General features: G+C 52.4%; 22 protein-coding genes, 1 tRNA gene and 1 other RNA gene. 17 read left to right on the top strand and 7 right to left on the bottom strand.

The genetic code is table 11. The features are described from left to right. Nucleotides 1-2: 2 nt before the first annotated feature. From DPF_RS08735 to ssrA, 3 genes are all read right to left on the bottom strand, one after another. Complete coding sequence (locus DPF_RS08735; protein ID WP_069859134.1) at nt 3-3,245, bottom strand: helicase-related protein; 3,243 nt, start codon at nt 3,243-3,245, stop codon at nt 3-5. A 17-nt stretch (nt 3,246-3,262) separates the two neighbouring features. After that, on the bottom strand, nt 3,263-3,472 hold the full coding sequence (locus tag DPF_RS14235; RefSeq protein WP_069859325.1) for a helix-turn-helix domain-containing protein: 210 nt from the start codon (nt 3,470-3,472) through the stop codon (nt 3,263-3,265). A gap of 593 nt (nt 3,473-4,065) precedes the next feature. Beyond that, nucleotides 4,066-4,454: a transfer-messenger RNA gene (gene ssrA, locus DPF_RS08725) on the bottom strand. Nucleotides 4,455-4,787: 333 nt separating this feature from the next. On the opposite strand from ssrA, the gene DPF_RS08720 reads away from it, so the two are divergent. Then, entirely contained in the window at nt 4,788-6,227 is a 1,440-nt protein-coding gene (locus DPF_RS08720; protein ID WP_176724216.1) for a RelA/SpoT-related domain-containing protein, read from the top strand. A 104-nt stretch (nt 6,228-6,331) separates the two neighbouring features. On the opposite strand, the gene DPF_RS08715 is transcribed toward DPF_RS08720, so the two are convergent. The 3 genes from DPF_RS08715 to DPF_RS08705 all read right to left on the bottom strand — a co-directional run bounded on the left by DPF_RS08715 (nt 6,332) and on the right by DPF_RS08705 (nt 7,857). Then, nucleotides 6,332-6,427: transfer RNA gene (locus DPF_RS08715), tRNA-Ser, on the bottom strand. A 49-nt stretch (nt 6,428-6,476) separates the two neighbouring features. Continuing rightward, nucleotides 6,477-7,007 carry a tRNA adenosine(34) deaminase TadA gene (tadA, locus tag DPF_RS08710; RefSeq protein ID WP_269433414.1) on the bottom strand — a complete coding sequence of 177 codons (531 nt, stop codon included), beginning with the start codon at nt 7,005-7,007 and terminating at the stop codon, nt 6,477-6,479. 40 nt (nt 7,008-7,047) lie between these two features. Continuing rightward, a complete protein-coding gene (locus DPF_RS08705; protein ID WP_069859128.1) occupies nt 7,048-7,857 on the bottom strand; it encodes a phosphoribosylformylglycinamidine synthase subunit PurQ in 810 nt (269 codons plus the stop codon). A 276-nt stretch (nt 7,858-8,133) separates the two neighbouring features. On the opposite strand from DPF_RS08705, the gene pyrG reads away from it, so the two are divergent. The 15 genes from pyrG to DPF_RS08630 all read left to right on the top strand — a co-directional run bounded on the left by pyrG (nt 8,134) and on the right by DPF_RS08630 (nt 20,076). Further along, the gene (gene pyrG, locus DPF_RS08700; RefSeq protein WP_069859126.1) at nt 8,134-9,768 is read left to right on the top strand and encodes a CTP synthase; all 1,635 of its coding nucleotides are present in this window, start codon (nt 8,134-8,136) and stop codon (nt 9,766-9,768) included. 15 nt (nt 9,769-9,783) lie between these two features. Continuing rightward, nucleotides 9,784-10,590 carry a 3-deoxy-8-phosphooctulonate synthase gene (gene kdsA / locus DPF_RS08695; protein ID WP_069859124.1) on the top strand — a complete coding sequence of 269 codons (807 nt, stop codon included), beginning with the start codon at nt 9,784-9,786 and terminating at the stop codon, nt 10,588-10,590. Continuing rightward, entirely contained in the window at nt 10,580-11,101 is a 522-nt protein-coding gene (locus DPF_RS08690) for a KdsC family phosphatase (protein WP_069859122.1), read from the top strand. Before kdsA ends, DPF_RS08690 begins: the two co-directional genes overlap by 11 nt. Nucleotides 11,102-11,106: 5 nt before the next feature. Beyond that, nucleotides 11,107-11,661 carry an LPS export ABC transporter periplasmic protein LptC gene (gene lptC / locus DPF_RS08685; RefSeq protein WP_069859120.1) on the top strand — a complete coding sequence of 185 codons (555 nt, stop codon included), beginning with the start codon at nt 11,107-11,109 and terminating at the stop codon, nt 11,659-11,661. 242 nt (nt 11,662-11,903) lie between these two features. After that, nucleotides 11,904-12,428: an LptA/OstA family protein gene (locus DPF_RS08680; protein ID WP_083254591.1), complete on the top strand. Its 525-nt coding sequence runs from the start codon at nt 11,904-11,906 to the stop codon at nt 12,426-12,428. Nucleotides 12,429-12,432: 4 nt separating this feature from the next. Further along, nucleotides 12,433-13,155, top strand: coding sequence for an LPS export ABC transporter ATP-binding protein (gene lptB / locus DPF_RS08675; protein ID WP_069859118.1), 723 nt, complete (start codon nt 12,433-12,435; stop codon nt 13,153-13,155). 159 nt (nt 13,156-13,314) lie between these two features. After that, complete coding sequence (rpoN, locus tag DPF_RS08670) at nt 13,315-14,760, top strand: RNA polymerase factor sigma-54 (RefSeq protein ID WP_069859117.1); 1,446 nt, start codon at nt 13,315-13,317, stop codon at nt 14,758-14,760. Between the two features lie 104 nt (nt 14,761-14,864). Further along, on the top strand, nt 14,865-15,407 hold the full coding sequence (gene hpf / locus DPF_RS08665; protein WP_069859116.1) for a ribosome hibernation-promoting factor, HPF/YfiA family: 543 nt from the start codon (nt 14,865-14,867) through the stop codon (nt 15,405-15,407). Between the two features lie 3 nt (nt 15,408-15,410). Beyond that, nucleotides 15,411-15,860, top strand: coding sequence for a PTS sugar transporter subunit IIA (locus DPF_RS08660; RefSeq protein ID WP_069859113.1), 450 nt, complete (start codon nt 15,411-15,413; stop codon nt 15,858-15,860). Nucleotides 15,861-15,863: 3 nt separating this feature from the next. Next, on the top strand, nt 15,864-16,745 hold the full coding sequence (gene rapZ / locus DPF_RS08655) for an RNase adapter RapZ (protein WP_069859111.1): 882 nt from the start codon (nt 15,864-15,866) through the stop codon (nt 16,743-16,745). A 17-nt stretch (nt 16,746-16,762) separates the two neighbouring features. Next, entirely contained in the window at nt 16,763-17,170 is a 408-nt protein-coding gene (locus tag DPF_RS08650; RefSeq protein ID WP_069859109.1) for a PTS sugar transporter subunit IIA, read from the top strand. Further along, nucleotides 17,171-17,638 (top strand): PTS sugar transporter subunit IIB, encoded by a 468-nt coding sequence (locus DPF_RS08645; protein WP_069859107.1) that lies wholly within the window; start codon nt 17,171-17,173, stop codon nt 17,636-17,638. A 55-nt stretch (nt 17,639-17,693) separates the two neighbouring features. Next, nucleotides 17,694-18,332 (top strand): PTS sugar transporter subunit IIC, encoded by a 639-nt coding sequence (locus DPF_RS08640; protein WP_069859105.1) that lies wholly within the window; start codon nt 17,694-17,696, stop codon nt 18,330-18,332. Nucleotides 18,333-18,555: 223 nt separating this feature from the next. Further along, nucleotides 18,556-19,476: a manganese-dependent inorganic pyrophosphatase gene (locus DPF_RS08635; RefSeq protein WP_069859102.1), complete on the top strand. Its 921-nt coding sequence runs from the start codon at nt 18,556-18,558 to the stop codon at nt 19,474-19,476. A 165-nt stretch (nt 19,477-19,641) separates the two neighbouring features. Next, nucleotides 19,642-20,076: an iron-sulfur cluster assembly scaffold protein gene (locus DPF_RS08630; protein ID WP_069859100.1), complete on the top strand. Its 435-nt coding sequence runs from the start codon at nt 19,642-19,644 to the stop codon at nt 20,074-20,076. 212 nt (nt 20,077-20,288) lie between these two features. Here DPF_RS08630 and DPF_RS08625 read toward each other — a convergent pair whose 3' ends face one another. Next, entirely contained in the window at nt 20,289-21,779 is a 1,491-nt protein-coding gene (locus DPF_RS08625) for a CDP-archaeol synthase (RefSeq protein ID WP_069859098.1), read from the bottom strand. 199 nt (nt 21,780-21,978) lie between these two features. On the opposite strand from DPF_RS08625, the gene DPF_RS08620 reads away from it, so the two are divergent. Further along, nucleotides 21,979-22,404, top strand: coding sequence for a hypothetical protein (locus DPF_RS08620; RefSeq protein WP_069859096.1), 426 nt, complete (start codon nt 21,979-21,981; stop codon nt 22,402-22,404). Nucleotides 22,405-22,437 lie beyond the last annotated feature (33 nt).

Raw genomic sequence — 22,437 nt, 5'->3', positions numbered from 1 at the left:
GATTATGCGTCTCCTCCTGCGATCAGGTAGCCGGAAAGAATCACTTCGCGCCGCGCCTGAGTCCGGCGGGTTGACCGACCTGCGGTGTTTTCAACAGTACGGATATGCTTGCGAAGAATGGCAAGCATTTCGAGAGGATCTAAAGTCTTTTCCAATTCTTTTTTGATGGATTGAGCGGTCTTTTTGGCCATGAGACCCTGAGCAATCATTTGTCGCACCGACTCGACAAATTCCTCGTCCGTGTCGGTGAACTTTGGGTAGTTGCGGAACGTTTTGTTTTTGAGCCGTTTTTCGATATACGCCATATTGGAGCGACCGCCGGCCGCGCGGGAAGGCCCCTGTTCCTGCATCGTATCTTGCGTAAACTGTTGCTTGTTGGTTTCCAGCCATTCGTAATATCGGTTGGGAACCGGTAGGCGAGGCGTATCTGGTGCGCATTTGAGCATGTCAGCTGCTTCAAAGAAGGTGATTTCGCGGCCTTGGCCTCCTTGGGCACAATAGAATTTTTTCAAGGGTCCGATACGGAAGAAGGTGACCAGATGATCCGTTGCAAGGTCGTTTGCCCGGCGCCCGGAACGCGCTTTTTTGGGCAAGCGCTTGATCTTTTCGAACAGATCCGGCTGTTCATCTCGTAGTTTACGCATCATTTCCAGGTACTTCAATTCAGAATCCCCTTCGACCTCTTCGCCGGTGTACGCCGTTTTGCGATTCAGGGTGTCAAACAGTTCCTGGCTGCCGATTTCCTCGCCGTCGGAAAGATACCGGGCATCTTCGCCCAGAATGTCGTGAAACATCTGGATCTTGTTGGTGATGTTGGCTTCAAGGCCCAAGTGGGCGTCGGCTTGGGTAGTGGGGAAAAAGTTGTAAATATAAATGTCGGTATGTTTTGTACCGAGACGGTTGATGCGCCCGGCGCGTTGGAGCACGCGAGTGGGGTTCCAGGGTAGGTCGTAGTTGACCAGCACATTGGCCCGGTGCAGGTTGATCCCTTCTGAAAGGACGTCGGTGGAGATCAGGATACGTAAGCTGTTGTCATTCTTCCGTTGGTTGGGATCGAAGGCGGCCTTGATCCGATCTCGTGCAATGGTGGGGACGTGAGTTGTGGGCGGAGCGCCTGCCCTGCCCCCTTGGCTGCAAAAGAACATGACTTGGCCGGGATATTGCCGGTTGATCTGCTCGAACAAGTAATCACCGGTTTCTTTGGACTCGGTGAAGACAATCAAGCGATTTTGCAGCGTTGGGTCTTCTTTTAGTTGAGTGTTAAGAGCGTCCAATTTGGGGTCCTGATCGACATCTTTCCAGAAATCTTCGATTCGTCGCAACAATGCTAGATCATAATCGAGATCATCCCTGAATTCGTTACGGAAGTCCTCAGAGGCGTACCTTGCGGCTTTTTCCTGTTCAACGTACTTTTCAAGAAGGTCAACATCGTCTTTGTCCAGCAGGTCATACACATCGATATTTTTGCTGATGTACACCGTACCACCATCATACATGGTGATAAACCGCTCGTAGGATTTGATAAACCGGCGGATACTTTTTCTAAAGGCATAAAAACTGCTTTCCAGGCGCTTGATCAGGATTCCCTTCATGAAACCGCCCACATTGCGCTGCTGTTGCCGCTCGAATGCGGAAAGTCGTTTGCTACCGCAGTAATAGAGCAGTGGAATATACCGCGCATAACGAAATTTTTGAAGCTCGCTGATGGTTCGGCTGAAGGTTGTTTCCAATTCGCCTTCGAATGAATATATGATTCGCCGAGGATCCTGAATTTCCGGGAACAAAAGGTCCTGGCTCTCGATATCCTTTTTGAAATAGGTGACAACATCGGCGCGGGTGCGGCGAACCATGACATGTTTGAGAATGCGTTCGCGGATTTCACGAGAGACCGTTTTGATTGTCTGCTTGTAGGCCGGATCGGTACGGTCCAGCCCTTTGAAACGGCGGCGAAGAGAAGCAAAAAAGCGTTCCAAGTTGGGGATGCCGGGGATAGTCGAATTCTTCGGTGCCTGGAACAGCTTGAGCTGGGCGTAAATATCGTCGATGGTGTTGTTGAGCGGCGTGGCTGTTACCAGGATGACCTTCTTGCCGCGGCAGATATCAAGCAGATCGGCATAGGAACGGGTCGCCTCGTTGCGAAAACGGTGGGCCTCATCGACTACCACGTAGTCGAAACGGTCAAGACCAAACCGAATTACTTTTTCTAATTTTCCCAGGGACTCGACCCGCGCTGGTACCCGAAAATCGTGCAGGCTTTCCTCCCAGTAATTTTTGAGGACCGGAGGGCAGATCACCAGAATCCGCCCTTTGAGCTGTTGGAGCATTTGCGCAACGATGAAGGTTTTACCAAGGCCCACGACATCTGCCAGAAAGACACCGTTGTACTCGTTGAGCTTCTTGATCGCCTGTTGCACCGCCTGCTTCTGATACTGCAGGGACATGAACCCTTCGGGCAAAAAGATTTCCATATCTTCTTGCAGGTTTATATCCTCCTGTAAGTACTCGTAAACCAGCTTGAGATAGAGCTGGTAAGGGGTGATCGTGTCGTTGAGCCAGGTTCTGTGCTGTATGGTATGGACAAACTCCTGCGAGATATCTACGGATTGACGCCAGAGATCCTCAAACTGGGAAAGCGCGAATTCCACATCCCGGCGTTGACGCAGTTCGACATTGAATTCCCGATTGGCGATTAGTCCGGAATAGGAAAAATTACTTGAACCGGTGATGGCAAACCCGTAATCACGGTCCTCAGGCGCAAACCGGCCGATATAGACCTTGGCATGGATGTTTCGTGACGGAAATGCTCGAATTTCCAGCTTTTTTCCATTCCCCCCCTGCTGTTTATCCTTTTCGGCAAATGGGCAATCTACCTGCAAAAACTCAATGAACTTTTTCAGACCGACTTCAAGCTGTTTGTCGGAGTCCGGGGCATTCTCGATTTGGTGAACCAGTTCATCCTGAAACCGTTTTTTGGTGTTGGCGTGGGATTCTAAGTCGATTTTCATTTGTCCGTCATCCGGATAAAGGGCGCGGTACACTTCCGTATCAACTCCCAAACCGACAAGAATACGGGTCTTATCGAGTGGTTCGATTGAATCATAAAGCTGATAAAATCCACTGGCATGAAAATACCCGACGAGGATATCGAACAGTCGCGTGTCAGCCAGTGTCGCTTTGAAACGGTCCAGCAGCGTTTGGTTGGCATCGTTGGTGAAAAAAGTCAGATCAGTCTTGTTGCTGCTCATGCGTCTCCCCCGGGCAATTATAATTTCTCCTGCCGGATCATCTTGCTGCAGAAACGATCAGACTGCGTTCTGGCCAGCTTAACCAGCCTTGTTTTAGCGTTTTCCCAGCGGTTGATGGTGGGGAAGCTCATCCCCAGCTTGTAGCCCCGGTTTTCCTGGCTGATTCCCTGTTGTCTGCGGCCTTTTTTGATCAGTTCCAGGCATGTTTTGTCGCTTTCGATCCACAATATCCTTTTGCCATTTGCATGTCCGTTTTCTTCTGCAAGCAAACAAGTGTTAATTCATGCTCAGTCAGTTGCAGACAATCCATCTGATTGAAAAGATACAATATAACAGGTGACATGTCACGTGCAAGAGGAAATGTTTCCTAAATTTCGACAGTTCATCGGTACTCCAGGTAAGTAATTTATGGCAAATACCAAGTATAATATCTTGTTAGAATACAAATTGATTCCGATACTTTCTATATCTTTACTGTAAATATAGACAGAGAATAAGAAATGTAATGTTTCTTGTTGGAATGAATAACTCTTCTTATGAGATTATCAATTTAGTGGGTCGTGTTTCGAAGAAAATTGCAAAGGAAAGAACGCGAGAAAAGGATCCAAAAACCGGACAAGTCCCAAAAGTGAACCTTGAGAAAGCGGGAAATTAAGGTCTGGCAGAGGAAGAAAATTATCCTGATTTCCAGAAAACCGGGTTAAGATGTTGGCAACACGAGCCAACTGCGGCAAGTATTAACGTAACCCTTTGCCACAAAAAAAAACGAACCTTCCGATATGCCGTAATTAGCAATTGGATCAGTTCGTCTTAAATTTGATGGTGGAGGCGGCGGGAATCGAACCCGCGTCCGAAAATACTTGGCTCGGAGCTTCTACAGGCTTAGGACAGGTTTTCATCTCGATTTCGGGAGAGCCCCTGCCCCGGCGGCCCGAAATCCAGTCTGAGTAAGATCTCATTGGTGATCCCTAAGACGTGAATCACCAACCAGCCTGATGAGATGGCGCCCCGTTCAGCGTATCAGGCGTCAGCCGGCGGGACGTGGCAGCCGAAGCTGCCAGTGTTACGAACAACTGCTAGGCAGCCATTGCGTAAGCGTAATTGTCATTGTTGGCAATTAATGGTTTGCTGTGTGTTTAACGAGGACCTCACAGCACCTCGACCTGCGACCCCGGCCTCAACTATCCCCGTCGAAACCAGTGCGCCCCCTTTCAAAGAACAGTGGTCTATATATAGTGCGCTCATCGGGTTTGGCAAGTAGTTTGTGATTGGCGCTTTAGGGCAGGAGATGTGCAAGGTGGGTGAACCAATGCCGTCGTGATCTTGCGTTTGTGGGGTCGTGTCTTAGATTTATGGGGTTGTGCCAGAGGACGTGCAGCCCTGCTCCAGGCAGGTCGTTAGGGCGGCCAAGGTATGAGTTCGGGATGAAGAAAACACCGGCGTATGGCTGCCGGCCTTGGCGAACCCAGGGCTCTTGCCGGTATCTGCAACATGAACATGAGTGAACGTTTTTTTGGATATTGTGGACACATGAAACAGGAGATGGCGAAAAGCACTGGTGACAGCGGGTTTCTTGAACAGGTGCGCCAGTCTTTCAATACAGCGGACGCAGACCTGGTGGGACGGGCCCACGCCTTGGCCAGGTCCAGACTGCAAGACCAGGGGGTTGGCTTGCAGGCGGCTTGCCTGCTTCTGGAACAGCAGGCTGACGCCATATCCATAGCCAGCGCCCTGCTTGCTCCCCTGGTGTGGCAGGGTCTGATTGATTCAACTGACATTGAAAAGCGTTTTGGGGTTGACGTAGCCGATACCCTGGAAGATTTGCTGCCATCTGCTATTCACCATGGTGGATCAGGTACTCATCCCTCCCGTGAAGATATTCAGTCGCTGTTGACGGTTATCCGCGGGACGCCCCGCCGGGCCCTGCTGCTTATTGTTTTTCGTCTGCTGACCCTTGAGCAGGCCGTTTCTCCCTTTTCCGATTCCCTGCAAGGTCTTGCCCGGGAAACCCTTGATCTCCTGCTTCCCATTGCCAACCGCCTGGGTCTGGGAGCGTTGCAGCGCCGGTTGGAAGATGCGTGCTTTCGCATTGTGGATACGCCGCATTATGAACGTCTGGAACAACGCGTGGCGCCCATCCGTGCGGAAGATGACAAATGTCTGCATCTCTTGATGATCGGTGTGCAACGTTTATTGGCCAACAATCACATTCCCTGTCGTGTGCAGGGACGGACCAAGAGTTTGTACAGCATTCATCGCAAGATCCAGCGGACAGGCAAATCCCTGGATGCCATCATGGATCGGGTGGGAGTGCGTGTCATTGTATCCTCGGTGCCTGAATGCTATGCCGTGCTGGGCCTTTTGCACGCCCATTTCAAGCCGATTCCCGGCACGTTTGATGATTACATCGGTCTTCCCAAAAACAACGGGTACCAGTCCCTGCACACCTGTGTCTATCCCATCCGCGAGATCTCCCACAAACCCATTGAATTTCAGGTTCGTACCGAGCTGATGCACCTGGAAGCCGAACATGGCACAGCTGCCCACTGGCGATACAAAAACGGGCAGGGCATGATCCGGGACCAGCAGCAGACCCAATGGATGCACAGCCTGGTGGTGCAGCACCGTGAAGCGCCCAGCAGTGAGGCCTTTATCCGGCGGTTGCACCACCAGGTGTTCAAGGATCATCTGGTGGTCTTTGGGAATGGGGGTCGCATTGTGCGTTTGGAAGAAAGGGCAACGGTGCAGGATTACCTGAAGATCATCAATGCCCGCCTTCCCCGCAATAACGTGGTCAAGGTGAATGGCCGGGTGGTTACCCTGGATTGCCCCTTGCGGGATGGTGATTCCATTGAGGTTCCAACAGATGGAGATGCAAAAGATGCTCGCCGGGAAACCATGAGGGCAAAACAATCACGTGCTGCCCTTACGGGTTCATTGTCCGTGTTTCCCCTGGAAAAATCCCCTGAGGCAGAGGAATGATGCTGGGTCCAGACGAAGGGTCGCCGGGATATGGGTACAGATCAGATTGAAACATCCGCATGAAAAAAGGGTTACATCGTTACGATGTAACCCTTTTGATTTTGTGGCGGAGAGGGTGGGATTCGAACCCACGTAGGAGCTGTTAACCCCTAACTCGATTTCGAGTCGAGCGCGTTACGGCCGGACTTCGCTACCTCTCCAATATGGCAAGGACGTACAACAGGTGTCCCTGGCGGTGATGGACAAAGATCACGTGGGCGATTCAGACGGTGCCACGGTTGGTGATTTGTGTTGTTGGCGTCTTTTTCTGAAAAAATCCGTTAAAAGAGTGCTGCATTCCTGTTTTCTGATGCCTGCAACAACCTGGAACGCATGGTTGGACCAGGGAAGCATGTTGCCCAGCAATCGGGAACCAAGGGCTCCGGTTTTGGGATCATGGGCACCGAAGACAACCATGCTTATGCGCGCATGCATGATCGCTCCAAGGCACATGATGCAGGGTTCAAGGGTAACGATCAGGGTGGAGCCTGGAATCCGATAGTTGCGCTCGTTTTGACATCCCTGACGAATGGCCAGTATTTCCGCGTGCGCTGTTGGATCGTGCCGGGAAATACTTTGGTTGTACCCTTGGCCGATAATCAGACCTTCTTTGTCAATGAGGACCGCTCCCACGGGAATTTCTTCCGCCTGAGCCGCCTGTCTGGCCTGGTCAAGGGCTGCGTCCATGAGTGTATCCCAGCTGGACCAGTTACCCGGAGGTGACTCCTTAATGAATTCCATGATGGGAGGCAAGGATTATGTTGGGTCCGCGAAAAAAACCTTACAATCTGCGCAGGTACTGGATTCCCCGTTCCATCAGTGCTGTGCCGAGCATGGTTGTCTTGCCCCGGGTCCAAGCAGGGTGATTGGTGGGGTGGTTGTAGGCTTCGGGATGGGGCATAAGCCCAAGGATGCGCCCCGAAGGGTCGGTCAGGCCTGCGATGCCCAGGGGGGAGCCATTGGGATTTTCAGGATACTTCTGGGTTGGCTGCCCGGTTTGGGGATCAATATACTGCAAGGCAATGAGGTTGGCCTGTTGAAGTTCCGTAAGCACCTGCTCGCTTTTGGCAATGAGCTTGCCTTCCCCATGACGGACAGGGAGATAGAGTTGGTCAAGACCCTTGGTAAAAACGCATGGGGAATCAGGATTGCAGACCAGATGGACCCAGCGGTCTTCAAACCGGGCCGAATCATTATGGCTCAAGGAGACCTGTCGCTCGAAATACCGGCCGCCGGCAGCAGGCAGAAGTCCGAGTTTGACCAGCAACTGGAAGCCGTTGCAAATGCCCAGGATGATGCCTTGTGAGGCCAGAAAGTTTTTGAGCTCATCCTCAAGGGATATGCCGGAGACCGTTTTCATGTACCGCCAGCGCAGGGCAGCCGCCTGGGCCGCGCCAAGCTCATCACCATCAAGAAACCCACCGGGAAAGATGATGAAATTGTAATCAGTCAGGGAATAGGTTTCCGCAACAAGATCGGAAAAATAGGCAATATCGGTTTGGTCGGAACCGGCTTGCGTTGCGGCAAAAGCGCTTTCCTTTTCGCAATTGGTCCCGTATCCGGTAATGACTAAGGTTTTGACCTTGGCCATTGGTCCTCCTGAAGGGTATGCTGTGGTGAAGCTCTCCGTAGGTGGGGAGAATGCAGAAAATGCTGTGCAAAAACAAATGGGTCTTTCTAGATAGCTTTCATGGGTCCAAGAAGCAAGGGATATTTGGAGATTCAAGATTCTTGACAAGGTGAAAAATCATTGTCTAATGAACCAGATGCTCGACAGGCTGTACTACGTTTTCCTTTGGGTGGGCTGCACAACGGTGGCGGCCCATTTGTTTATTGATTTTGCTGGATTAAGAACTTGCGGGGAAGTATGAAAACCAAATTTATTTTTGTCACGGGAGGGGTGCTGTCCTCCCTTGGTAAGGGATTGGCTGCCGCCTCTCTTGGCACCTTACTCAAGGCTCGGGGACTCAATGTAACCATTCTCAAGCTCGATCCATACATTAATGTTGATCCCGGGACCATGAATCCTTTCCAGCATGGTGAGGTTTATGTGACCGATGACGGGGCGGAAACCGATCTCGATCTGGGGCATTACGAACGGTTCCTTGACCAGCATCTTGGCCAGGCCAACAACTTTACCTCCGGCAGGATCTACCATACGGTCATCTCCAAGGAGCGGCGGGGCGATTATCTCGGAGGCACCGTGCAGGTCATCCCGCACATTACCGATGAGATTAAGTCTTCCATCCTGAGTGTGGCCAGCGATGATCTGGATGTGGCCATCGTGGAAATCGGCGGCACCATCGGTGACATTGAAGGTCAGCCCTTTCTTGAGGCCATTCGGCAGCTTCGCACTGATCTTGGCAAGGACAATGTCCTGTACATTCATCTCACCCTGGTTCCCTACATCAAGACGGCCGGAGAGATCAAAACCAAGCCGACCCAGCACAGTGTCAAGGAACTCAGAGGTATAGGCATTCAGCCGGATATCATCCTGTGCCGATCCGAAGTGGAACTCAATGAAGATATCAAGGCCAAGATTGCCCTGTTCTGCAATGTGGATCAGGACGCCGTGTTCACGGCCATTGATGTTGCCAGCATTTACGATCTCCCCTTGAGCCTGTACGAAGAGGGCGTTGATCAGAAGATCGCCATTCTGCTCAGGCTTTCCGCCAAAAATCCCAATTTGCGCACCTGGGAGGAGCTGGTCCACAAGGTCCATAATCCTTCCGGACGGACGTCCATTGCCATTGTGGGCAAGTATGTTGATCTCAAGGAGGCCTACAAGAGCCTTCACGAGGCCCTGGTTCACGGGGGCGTGGCCAATGACCATGCCGTGGATCTGGTCTATGTCAATTCCGAAGAGATCACTGCCAAAAATTGCGCAACCAAATTGGCCGGGGTGAAAGGTATTCTTGTCCCCGGAGGATTCGGCAACAGGGGCGTGGAAGGCAAGATCGAAGCCATCAGGTATGCCAGGGAAAACAAGATCCCCTTTTTCGGGATTTGTCTTGGTATGCAATGTGCTGTCATTGAGTTTGCCCGTCACGTGCTCAAGTACGAGAAAGCCAACTCGGAAGAGTTTGACGAGAAGACGCCCTATCCGGTCATTTATCTGATGAAGGAGTGGTTCGACATCCGCAAGCAGAGCCTGCAGGTTCGCAACAAGGAGTCCCATAAGGGCGGAACCATGCGCCTTGGGGCCTATCCCTGCCGGGTGAAAAAGGGTACTCGAGCCTTTGAGGCGTATGGCCAGAACGAGGTGAGCGAGCGTCATCGTCACCGTTTTGAATTCAACAAGGCGTATGCCAAGGATTTCGAGGCCAATGGCATGATATTGAGCGGCTTTTCTCCTGACGAGACCTTGGTGGAGATCGTGGAACTCAAGGATCATCCCTGGTTTGTGGGGTGCCAGTTCCATCCTGAATTCAATTCAAATCCCCTGCACGCCCATCCGCTGTTTCGGGAATTTGTCAAGGCAACCATTGAATACAAGCAGTAACAACCCCCTTTTGGCATGAATGAACTCTTCAAACTCTCATTGACCAGGCATTTTGTGATTGCCGGACCCTGTGCCCTGGAAAGTTTTGAATTGGCCAGGGATACCGCCCTGGAACTTGCTGCCATTGCCGGGGAACTCGGGTTGCCCATTGTTTTCAAGAGTTCCTTTGACAAGGCCAATCGCACTTCGGTAACCAGTTTCAGAGGACCTGGGCTTTCCAGGGGACTGGAATGGCTGGGGCGCATCAGGGAGGAGAGCGGTCTGCCCGTGATAACGGATATTCACCTTCCCGAGCAGGCTGGACCTGTGGGCGAGGTTGTTGATGTCCTTCAGATTCCGGCTTTTTTATGCCGTCAGACCGATTTGCTGGTCGCAGCGGCCCAAACCGGCAAGATTGTCAATGTGAAGAAAGGCCAATTTCTGGCTCCATGGGATATGCAACCGGCTGTGGAAAAGATGCGTTCCGTGGGCCACGACAAGGTTTGGCTGACCGAGCGGGGAGCGTCCTTTGGGTACAATAATCTGGTTGTTGACTTCAGGTCACTGGCCATCATGAAGGAGTTTGCCTGTCCTGTGGTGTTTGATGCCACCCATTCGGTTCAGATTCCCGGAGGCCTGGGCAGCGCTTCGGGCGGTCGCAGGGAGTTCGTGCCTTTGCTGGCCCGTGCGGCAGCTGCTGCAGGATGTAACGGCCTGTTCATGGAAGTGCATCCTGATCCGGACAAGGCCCTTTGTGATGGTCCCAACAGTTGGCCTTTGCGTACCACCAAAACCCTGCTCAAGGAATTGATGGCTCATTGGAGTGTGCCTCATGAATGCTGAGGAACGTGCCGCCAGGGTCAGGATGCTCGTGCTCGATGTGGACGGGGTGCTGACGGACGGCGGCTTGTATTATGATCAGGAGGGCAACATCCTGAAGCGGTTCAATGTTCAGGATGGTTTGGGCATCAAGCTGGCCCAGCGGGCAGGCCTTGCCATCGGGGTCATCTCCGGACTTGATTCCAAGGCCGTGGCCACCCGGGTCAGGGAACTGGGTATTGAGTACTATTATCCGGGCCATCATCACAAGATTCCGGTTTTGCGCCAAATAAGCGAGCAGTCCGGGATTGCCTTTTCGGAAATGGCCTATGTGGGAGATGACTGGGTGGATGTCGGTCCCATGGAAGTGGTTGGTCTGCCCATGGCCGTTGCCAATGCCCAGCCCGAGATCAAATCCATGGCCCTGTGGATCGCCAACGCTCACGGTGGGCAGGGGGCGGTCAGAGAGGCCATTCGTTTCATCCTGCAGTCCCAGCAACGGTTGGATGGACTGTGGCGAACCTGGGCAGATTGAGCAGCATGAAAAAGACAATCTGCCTTTTTCTTGTTGTTGCCGTTGCGGGCATTGTTCTGACCATTTGGCATCTTCGGAAAGATGTGTCCGTCTCCCCGGAAACGCCGTCCCTCAATATGGATCTTTCACTGCAGGGAGTCACCCTGCGTCAGGGCAGCAAGGGCCGCCTGTTGTGGACCCTCAATGCCACCAGTGCTGATTACCGCAAGGACCAGGGCGTCGTGTTCGTCACGGATCCCGAGATCCTTTATTTCCAGGAAGAAGAAAGCACCCCGGTGTATGTTGAAGGCGATCATGGCCGGATTGATCAGAAGAACGATCAGGCGGATATCTGGTCCCATGTGCTGGTGCGGTACCAGGGCAGTGTGCTGACCACCCAAAGCCTGCACTACAACGGGACAAGCTCCCTTTTGTTGTGCAACAAGGATGTGGAGATCCGCAGAAAGGATATGGTCCTGACTTCCCAAAGGGCCACTCTGGAACTGGCAACCAAACGCGTGCAGGCCCACGGGCAGGTAAAGGCGGTTTTGATGGCTGATTCGCCTCTGCCTTCACCCTAGCGTTGCAGGCGGGATGTGCAGCAGTCACGACATCATTGAACAATGGCGATGCACGGGATCGTCTCTTCCGGATATCTTGCCCAAAGAATTGCACAGGTGTTTTGCGGATCCCATGGGGATGGCGGATCATCTTTGCATTCCGGTTCTCCCTGCACCGCCACCGGCGTTGAGATGAGCGAGGGCCGGATGGTTTCGGATGTATATCAGTCAACCGTTTTCAGCTTACAACCAAGGACATTGGCGTGAACTATCTTTGCAGATTGCTGGCCCTGATTATCTGTTTGTGGCCCGGACCGGGAATGGCCCAGGAGGCCAGGGTGGCAACCACCATCACCTCGGACAGCATGTTCTACAGCCCTGACAAGAATGAAGTCTCCTTTGAAGGCAATGTGCATGTGGTGCGCGATGATTTCAGGATCTGGTCCGAGAAATTGATCATTTATCTTGCCGAGAATGAAACATCCACTTCCACGGCCACCCCGGGCAATGACCAGCCGTCCCAGGATCTTTCCAATGTTGAAAAGATTGTGGCCCTGAACAATGTCCGGTTGGAAAGTCAGGGCAAAAAAGGGTTCTGCGGCAAGGCCATCTATTTTCAGCAGCAGGAGATGTTGCAGATGGAAGAAAGTCCCCGCCTTGAAGACGGCAAGAACACCATCAGCGGGGAAATCATCAAGCTGTATACGCGGGATAATCGCAGCGAGATCATTGGTGGCAAAAAACGGGTCGAGGCCATTTTCTTTTCCCGCCCCCAACAGACGAAGTGATACCATGGCGATTCTCAGGGCTCATGATCTCGTAAAAATTTTCGGCAAGAAACGGGTTGTCAAAGGCATCACCATCCAGGTTGAGGATGGTGAGGTTGTCGGTCTGCTTGGTCCCAATGGTGCCGGGAAAACCACCACCTTTTACATGCTTGTTGGAATCATTCGGCCCAATGGGGGCTCGGTGTTTCTGGGGGACCAGGAAATCACCCGGTGGCCCTTGCATCAGAGGGCCAAAAGCGGCGTCAGTTATCTGCCCCAGGAAAGTTCCATCTTCAAGAAGCTGACTGTTCGCCAGAATCTGATGATCATTCTGGAATACACGGGCCTGTCCAGGAAAAAGCGCAACGAAAAAGCCGATCATCTCCTTGAGCAATTGGGTATTACCCGCCTTGCCCATCAAAAGGCAGCCTTCTTGTCCGGAGGAGAACGCCGACGCCTGGAGATTGCTCGCGCCCTGATTCAGGACCCCACCTTCATCCTTCTTGACGAACCCTTTGCCGGTATTGATCCCTTGGCTGTGGAGGATATCCAGCAGATTATCCGTTCCCTGCGGGAGTTGGGTATTGGAGTGCTCATTTCGGATCACAATGTCCGGGAGACCCTCAATATCTGCGATCGTGCCTCCATTGTGTATGATGGGCAGATCATCCTTGAAGGAACCCCTGACGAGATCGTCAATAATCCCAAGGCGCGGCAGATTTATCTTGGAGAAGATTTCACCCTTTAGATGATTGCAAGGGGTTTGCTTCTGTGGCACAAGGAAAGTGCAGGCAAACTTGAATGATCCTTTTTTCACTTTATTGAAATAATTCATAACATTTTTGCAACCTTTCTTTAGCCGGGCACTCTTTGACGCCCGGGTAGTCCTGCCTCGACGAGAATACTTATGGCTCTGGAATTACGACAAAATCTCAAGCTCACTCAGCAGCTGGTCATGACCCCTCAATTGCAGCAGGCGATCAAGCTTTTACAGCTATCGCGGGTAGAGCTGCTGGACGTGATTCAGGAAGAACTGCTGGAAAATCCCATGCTCGACGAACAAGGTCAGGGCGAAAACAAGTCCGAGCAGGAGAGCAATCAGGAGGCCGAGACCAAAGGACAGGATGACAAGAAGGAATTGGCAACTGAGGAAAAAGATTTCCTCAAGAATGCCGAATGGGAAGATTATCTGGGAGATTTTTCCAGTACCACCCGACAGGTTCAGGGGTATGAAAGTGAGTCCCTGGAAGAGATCAGTTCCTATGAAGGCCGCGTTTCGGCCAAGCCCTCCCTTGAGGGTCATCTGCTCTGGCAGCTCCATCTTTCCGATATAGACGAAGAAGATTGTCGCATTGGTGAGATGATCATTGGCAGCCTCACCTCTTCCGGATATCTGGCCGCCAGTGTGGAAGACCTTGCCCAACAGCTTGGGGTATCGGAAGAAACCGTGGAGCGGGTGCTTGGGGTTGTCCAGCATTTTGACCCCGTTGGCATTGCTGCCCGCACGGCCAAGGAGTGTTTGCTCATCCAGCTTGATGCTGTTGACGACCATGATCCCATCCTCAGGTCCCTTATCGAGGATCATCTGGAAGACATTGAGCAACGCCGGTACAAGCCCCTTTTGCGCAAGTTCAAGCTCGCCAAGGACGATCTCAAGGAATATCTTGACGTCATTACCGCCCTGGATCCCCTGCCCGGTGCCAGTTACGGATCTTCCACCTCGGTTTATGTCAGCCCTGATGCCTACGTGTACAAGTATGACGATGATTATATCATTGTCCTCAATGACGATGGTTTGCCCAAATTGCAGCTCAACCCCTTTTACATGGAGACCATGCAGGGGCGGACAAGCAAGGAAGACTCATCCTATCTTCATGAAAAAATGCGTGCTGCCCAGTGGTTGATGAAGAGTCTGCAGCAGCGTCAGCGGACCCTGTTCAAGGTGGTGGAAAGTATCGTCAAGTTTCAGCATGATTTTTTCGATTACGGACCCACACGCCTCAAACCCCTTATCCTCAAGGATGTGGCTGCTGATATTGACATGCACGAGTCAACGGTCAGCCGGATCACCACCAACAAGTACCTGGCAACACCTCACGGTATTTTTGAACTCAAATATTTTTTCAACAGCGCATTGGATCTGGACGACGGGACCCAGGTGGGTTCGGAAAGTGTCAAGGTGGCCATCAAGAAGATCATTGAAGGAGAAGATCCCAAAAAGCCGTACAGCGACGAAAAAATTTCCAAAATGCTCAAGGACATTCTTGAGGTGAATATTGCGCGCAGGACCGTGGCCAAGTACCGTTCGGCCCTGAATATTGAATCGTCTTCCAGGCGCAAAAAATTTTTCTGATTCTCCCAGGGCTTTTTCCGGAGTACAAGGAAACTTTCTTGGAGCCGTGTTTGGGACGGCATACATGTGTTGTCGTGTACCCACCTTTATCCAGGAGGTATTCTATGAATATGAACTTCAACTTCAAGAACTTCGAGCCTTCAGATCATCTGCGCGAGTATGCCAAGGGTCGTTTTGGCAAGATTGCCAAGTATGTCCCCAATCCGGATAACGCTGATCTCCAGGTCAATCTTGAAGTGGAAAAGTTTCGTCATCGGGCAGATGTGGTCCTCACCGGTGACAACCTCCGATTGTCGGCCAACGAGCAGAGCGAAGACATGTACTCCACGGTGGACCTGCTCCTTGACAAGCTCGAGGCCCAGGTGCGCCGTGTACGCGACAAGGGCAAGAAGGTCAGGAAAAAGGGGGCAACCGGCAGATTTGATGTCATCAGTTTTTCCGATGAAACGGAACTCAAGGGGCAAACCCCGACTATTGTCCGCTCGGACCGTTTTTCTCCCAAGCCCATGGGCGTGGATGAAGCGGCCATGCAGCTGGACAGCCTCGAAGATGATTTTTTGGTTTTTCTCAATGCTGAAACAGAACGGGTCAATGTGATCTATCACCGCAAAAACGGAGATTTCGGTCTTATTGATCCTGGGATTTGATACATGAAACTTGCTGATTTTCTCGATGATGCATGTGTAATCGCTGACTTGCAGGCCAGGACCAAGGAGGAGGTCCTGGCCGAACTTATTGAACCCCTCAAGGCAAGGTGGCCCGAACTTGATCAGGAAAAGATACTTTCGGTTCTTCTGGACAGGGAAAAGCTCGGGACAACGGGGATAGGTGACGGCATTGCCATCCCTCATGGCAAGATGGAGGGGATCCAGGAGGTCGGGCTTGTTGTTGGTCGCAGCCTCGAAGGACTGGATTTCAACGCGCTGGACCACAAGCCCTGCCGTATCTTTTTTCTGGTGCTGGCACCGGAACATGTGGCAGGAATGCATTTGCGGATCTTGGCCCATATTTCCCGACTCCTTCAAGATGTTTCCTTTCGGCAGGCATTTCTCAATGCGTCTGACAAGATGGCCTTGTGCAACCTCCTCAAGGAGGCGTAGCCTGTGAGTTCGATCACACCCCCTGTTGTCATTTTGACCGGTTTGTCCGGGGCAGGCAAAAGTACCGCTCTCAACGTGTTTGAAGATCTCGGTTTTTTTTGTGTCGATGGTCTTCCGGCAAGCATCCTTACCGCCCTGGTCACTCTGTTTGCTCAAGAAAAAAACAGCAAATACAGGGGGATTGCCTTGGGTATGGACCTGCGGCAACTGGATTTCATGGACCAGTGGCTTCTTGCCCGGGAAGAACTGGACAAGCTGGGGGTCGTTCCCAGGATTCTTTTTATTGAAGCCGCAACCAATGTTCTGCTGCGTCGTTACGCCACAACCCGACGTCCCCATCCCCTTGAAAACCGCGTGGCCGGCCTGGAGCAGGCCGTGGCCATGGAACGGGAAATCCTGGCTCCCATTCGGGAACAGGCCGATCTTGTAGTGGACACATCTGCGTATTCGGTCCATGATCTGCGCCGAATCATCCAGGAACATTGGACCGTTTCCAGGGAGAGCGCCTCGGGTTTACGGGTTCATCTCATTTCCTTTGGATTCAAATACGGTGTGCCGGCGGAAGCAGATATCGTGCTGGATTTGAGGTTTTTGCCCAATCCGTATTTTGATGAAAAATTACGGCCCTTTTCCGGCAAGGATGAGGCCGTGGCCAAGTATGTTTTTGCCCAGGACGTTGCCCGGGAGTTCTTTGAAAAACTCCAGGGGTTTCTCCTTTTCCTGTTGCCCTTATATGCCAAGGAAGGGCGCTACCGTTTGACCATTGGTTTTGGCTGTACGGGCGGGCGTCATCGATCCGTGGCTGTGACAGAGAAAATGTTCACCATTCTTCGTCAAAAAGGGTTTGTCGTTTCCCTGGAACACCGTCATCTTGAATTAGGCTAGTCGGGGAGTATGCTTGAATGATTGGTATCGTATTGGTAACCCATGGTGTACTGGGCGATGTTCTCCTTGAAACGGCAAGGACCATTGTGGGAGAAACGCCGTATTGTCAGTGTGTGGGCATTGATATTTCAAAAGGCATGGACGCCATTCTCGCCGAAGTTAAGGATGCGGCCAAGGCCTGTGACCAGGGCCGCGGTGTTTTGGTTCTGACGGACATGTTTGGTGGGACGCCGAGTAACATCAGCCTTTCGCTTCTTGTGGCCGGAAAACTGGAGGTCGTTACCGGGGTCAATCTTCCTCTTTTGCTCAAGGTCCTGGCCCATAGAGATCTTGAGCTGCACAAGCTTGCCTCTGAAGCCAAGTCGGCCGGTAAACAGGGAATTCTTGTGGCCGGTGAAGTCTTGCGAAGGAGGGTGGAGGGATAAATGCTCTGGGTGAGGATAGATAATCGACTCGTGCACGGACAGGTCATCGAGACCTGGCTCCCCTACACCAAGGCGCGAACCATTATCGTTATCAACGATGAACTGGCCGACGACATGATCCGTCAAGAAATCATGCATCTGGCCATTCCTCAGGATATCTCCCTTGTTTTTTCCAAGGTGGTCAAGGCCGACAAGGCCATTGCCCAGGCCCGTCAGCTCCGGCACAATGCATCCATTCTGCTCCTTTTTTCCACCTGCAATGACGCCAAAATCGCCTATAATCACGGCGTAACCTTTTCCCAATTGAACATAGGCAATCTCCATTATGGTCCAGGGAAAAAACAGATTTGTGATCATGTTGCCCTGGGGGCCGAAGATATTACCTGCCTGAAATTTTTTTCCAAACAGGGAATCGAGCTTGATTTCAGGTGTGTCCCCACCAAACCAGTGCAGGTAGCAGCATGGTAGGTTCCCACGCATACATCGTTATGGTCCTTGGAGCAGGGAGTTTTTTTTTGCCGTTTTGTCCCTGTTCAGATTTTGCGTAAGTGTTCAATTGCTGTCCCGGCCCCTTGTTGCGGGTGCCTGCTGGTCCCTGGTGACCGGTTCCTGGTCAACCGGTCTGGGCGTGGCCTTTTTTTTCGAGCTTCTCTGGCTTGATTGCATTCCTGTGGGCACCTTCATCCCGCCCGCCTCTCTTTTCTCCACCATTGCCTCCCTGACCCTTGTGCACGTGCTCGGTCTGCAGCATCCCAGTGAAATTTTCATGGTGCTGGTAGCCACGACCCCGTTTGCGTCTTTCATGTCCTGGCTCGAAGCCAGGCAGCGTATGTGGCAGAACAGGGAATTCAATCTTCTCGTGGTGGCGACGCGCCGGGGCAATGCGAGTCTCTTTGCCCCGGAGAAGTTTATCCGCAAGGGGATCGTGCACACCTTTCTGATCCAGGCTGTGGCCTGTCTGGGCATCCTTGCTCTGCTTCACGTGTTGTTGGGCTATGCTCTTGAACATGTGCACATTGTGCCCTGGGTGTCATGGCCGATCCTCTGGCTCATAGCCAGCCTTGGTGGTGTTATTGCCATGCGATTTCGCAATGCCCATTTGTACATGCTGGGAGGCATTGGTCTGGTGGAGCTGGTTTTGTGGTCGGGATTTTTTGTGTAAACAATGAGGGTGGACCTGTCCGGTCCGTGATCAGACAAGGGTGGTGACCGGGATTGTCGGACAGGACTGCAGGTGGAACCAGATCAAAATTTGTGAAATTTTTCTCCAATAAGGACTTGGCATCCGTGAGGTATTGTGATATTTAGCACAAGCGTTCTTCATGCATTGGAATCCATTCCTATTGAAGCAGTACATTCTTTTCTTTCATTTGAGGAGGTTAATCATGGCAGTGTATGTATTTGGTCACAAGAATCCCGATTCTGATACCGTTTGTGGTGCCATCGCCCTTGCCGACCTGCAGAGCAAGCTTGGCGTGGAAGCTGTTGCCGTCACCCAGGGAAAAATCAATCCCGAATCTGCCTTTATTCTGGACAAGTTCGGTGTTGCCGTTCCCGAGGTCAAGACGTCCTTTGCCGGCGAAAAAGTGATGCTCGTGGACCATTCGGATCTGGCCCAGAGCCCCGACGATCTCAAGGAAGCCGAACTCCTCGGTATTGTTGACCATCACAAGCTTGGCGACGTGACCACCCCCAATCCTCTGGAATGCTGGATCTGGCCTGTTGGTTGTTCCTGTACCGTAATCAAGGCCATGTACGATTTCTACGGCGTGGAGATCCCCAAGAACATCGCAGGGCTCATGCTCTGTGCCATCCTGAGCGACACCGTCATTTTCAAGTCCGCCACCTGCACGGACAAGGACAAGAAGGCTGCTGAAGAACTGGCCAAGATCGCTGGCGAATCCGATCTTCAGGCCCTGGGCATGAAGATGTTTGAAGTCAAGTCCGCCATCAAGGGTACGCCCATGCGTGAACTGGTGGAACGTGACTACAAGGATTTCGACATGAACGGCAACAAGGTCGGCATTGGTCAGCTTGAACTGGTTGATCTCGCCCTGGTCGCCGACATCAAGGAAGACCTGGCCAAGGACATTCAGGCCCTCAAGGAAGAAGGCAACCGTCATTCCGTATTCCTGATGCTCACCGACATCATGAAGGAAGGAACCGAGCTGCTTATTGCTTCTGACGACCCCTCCGTGGTCGAAAAGGCCTTTGGTGCCAAGCCTGAAGGCGGCAAAGTCTGGCTTGACGGCGTCATGAGCCGCAAGAAACAGGTTGTGCCCAACTTTGAAAAAGCCTTTGCCTAGAATACGATCCTCTCTGCTGTAACAAGAAAGGGCCTGTTGCACATGTTTGCAGCAGGCCTTTTTGTATGGCCGATCCTGGTCTGGATGTCCGGCAAAAACCCATTGCCTCTCATGGATTTTCCTTTTAAACCGGGCTTTCACCTTTTATCCATGCAAGGAGCAACAATGAGCAACACTCTGGATTCCTTTCTGGACGATCTGCAAAATCGTGTTTTTGAAGATACCCTGGAGAACATGGGTGAAGAAGTGTACAAACGGTGGCGCAATCCCGTCCATCTCAAGCGGATGGATTCTCCTTCTTCCTGGGCCGCCCTTCAGGGCAGTTGCGGGGACACGCTTACCGTGTACCTTGAGATCAAGGATGATATGGTCAAGAAGGCCCTTTTTGAAACCACGGGATGTGGTTCGAGCCAGGTGAGCGGGGAAGTGGCCTGTGAATATGCCGAAGGCAAAACTGTTGAAGAAGCCGGCCTGATTGACGGCAAGGACGTGCTTGAAGCCCTGGGAGGCCTGCCCGAAGAAAACGAGCATTGTGCCTATCTTGCTGCCGAGACCCTGCGCGAGGCGGTTCGCAAGTACCTGGAGGGCAAGAACGCATAGGCCGGAACAGGGGACCGGGTTCAAGACGGCGGGCCCCATGCCGTGACCTTGTGGGATGACCGCTTACGTCTGGTGGTGGATTGCAGGGTGGACGGTGTCATGTCTGTTCGCCCTGACGAGCAGGCGGCATGGTTTTCGTTTGGGATCTCCAATCGCGCATGGCACGACAACCCTTGCATATCCCGGATTACCCCGGAACTGCCTGGTTTTTTCTATGGCATTTTGTGACCCTGGTCTGCATGTGTCTGGGGCGGGCGTGCGTCTGTTTGGCGTTGATTCGTGCCTGGTTTCCCTGTTTCTCTTGTTTGGGGTGGACACCGCAGGGTCAGGACCACGATTTCTCCGGGACAATTGAACCGGACCGGAACTCCCGACACACCGACCCCGTTACTGGTATACCCCTGCATGCTTTCTTCCAACCATCGGCCGGAACACACTCGCCGGGGAGCCTTGCAATGGGTGAACACCGGGCCCAGGGGCGGAATCCGGATCTGGCCACCATGGGTATGACCGGCCAGGTAGAGATCGGCCCTGGAGCAGACTTCCCGGTACAATTCCGGGGAATGGGCCAGGAAGATGGTGCAATCCCCCCGGGGGACGGCTTCAAAGGTTTGATCAATGTTGTGACATTTGTAGTAATGGGGGTCATCGGCCCCGGCGATCCACAGGTATTCTCCCTGTTTTTTGATACACAGGGCATCATTGACCAGCACCTGGACTCCCATGCCCATCAAGGCGTCGGTCATCTCGATGCAATCGTGGTTGCCAAGAACGGCACATATGCCGTGTCGTGACCTGATCGCGGCCATGACCATTTCAAGTCGGGTCAGGGAATCGCGGTAGCTGCCATGGGTGGCCATGCGGTAATCTCCGCCCAAAAGACACAAATCCACTTTGATTTTGGGCAGCAGGCTGACCAGACGTTCGGAAAGACCGGGAAGACCGTCGAGATGGAGATCGCTCATGAACAGGATGCGAAATTCGTCAAAAGGTGCGGGAAGATGGTCCAGTTGGATTTCCATGTCGTTGCGTTCAAAACACAGGGCATTGGCCTTGCCGCGATTGTAGAGTCCCAAGGTCTTAAACACCGTCTGAATGATCAGATGGTAGTAGATGGCATCTTCAAAATGGATGCAGCTGCGCCAGAACCTTGACTGCAGGTGGCAGGACGCCAACTCCTTGGTCAGAACCCGGGGATTGAGAGGCCTTGGGTAGTCGGCGTATCTGCTTGTTGCGGATTGCAAAAACGCCTTGTACATGCGCGACCCCACATAGGCCACGCCGGAAAATACGACCAGCATCAAGACGAGATCCACCCACGGCAGACCGAGGTGGTACCTGAGGTACACAAGGGGCAAGAAACCTTCCACCCCCTGATCCAGTCCGGGACGGTCGTTGCCGCTGGGGATTTTCAACCGTCGTTTGACAAAGCTCGAGCACAGATCGCCCAGCATGCTCAAGAGGGCGCAAATCCCACCCGTCCATGGGGTCAGCCCCAACGCATATCCGAAAAACAGGCCAAAGACCAATCCTGCCCCAAGCCCCCGAAAGGTCTTGTGGGAGCCCAGAAGGGGTTCTCCGTCCAGCCACGCTTTTCCTCTGTCAACAGGGAGATTGCCCTTGTCCTCGAAAAAATAGGCGGCAAGGGGAGGGGCGAAATTGATGAGCCAGAGGAGAATAAGGATTTTGAGATACACAAGCATGATGAACAGCCGGTAATGGTTTTTAGTTGTTCATGCCAAGCTAGCTGGTTTCGCCATGTGTGACAATAGGTGATGTGGATTTCGGTTTTTTTGCATGGGGACTTTTCTTTGTCAGCATGAAGGTGTAAATCCACTGCGGCATGAAACTGTCCTAGCGACAAGGAAATTGGCAAACCCTTCTACCCAAAAGGAGCTGTTCATGGCTGCAAATGATGCACTTACTCAGGTTGATGCGTTTCTGGCTCAGTGGCAGGAAAGCGAAGCTCGGCCCAAAAAGGCCTTCATGCGCCTTCGGGATTATGTATGCGGACGTGCAACCTGTAACCTGGAATTCAGTGCCCGGCCCGGAGTGACCTATTCCTTGCGCGCCAAGCATGCCAACCAGTCCACTCGTCCCCTGTTTGTCATGATCGACGTGATTGATGACGATCCTACCCAACGATGGCTGTCCGTGTGTTTTTATGCCCATATGATCAACGATCCTGACGAGCTTGGCGAGTACGCTCCTGAAGGACTTTTTGGCGAGGACGCCTGTTGTTTTGATATTGACGGGTATGAAGAAACCCTTTTGGCCTATGTGGAAAAGCGGATTGACGAGGCGTGGGAGGCTGCTTCCGTAAAATGATGGATCAAGGATCATGAGCGCGCAGGCCGGGTT

The sequence above is a fragment of the Desulfoplanes formicivorans genome (assembly GCF_001748225.1).
GTDB classification, from domain to species: Bacteria; Desulfobacterota; Desulfovibrionia; order Desulfovibrionales; family Desulfomicrobiaceae; genus Desulfoplanes; species Desulfoplanes formicivorans.
Note: the sequence above shows the minus strand (reverse complement) of the source record. Positions and strands in the feature narration are given on the sequence as shown.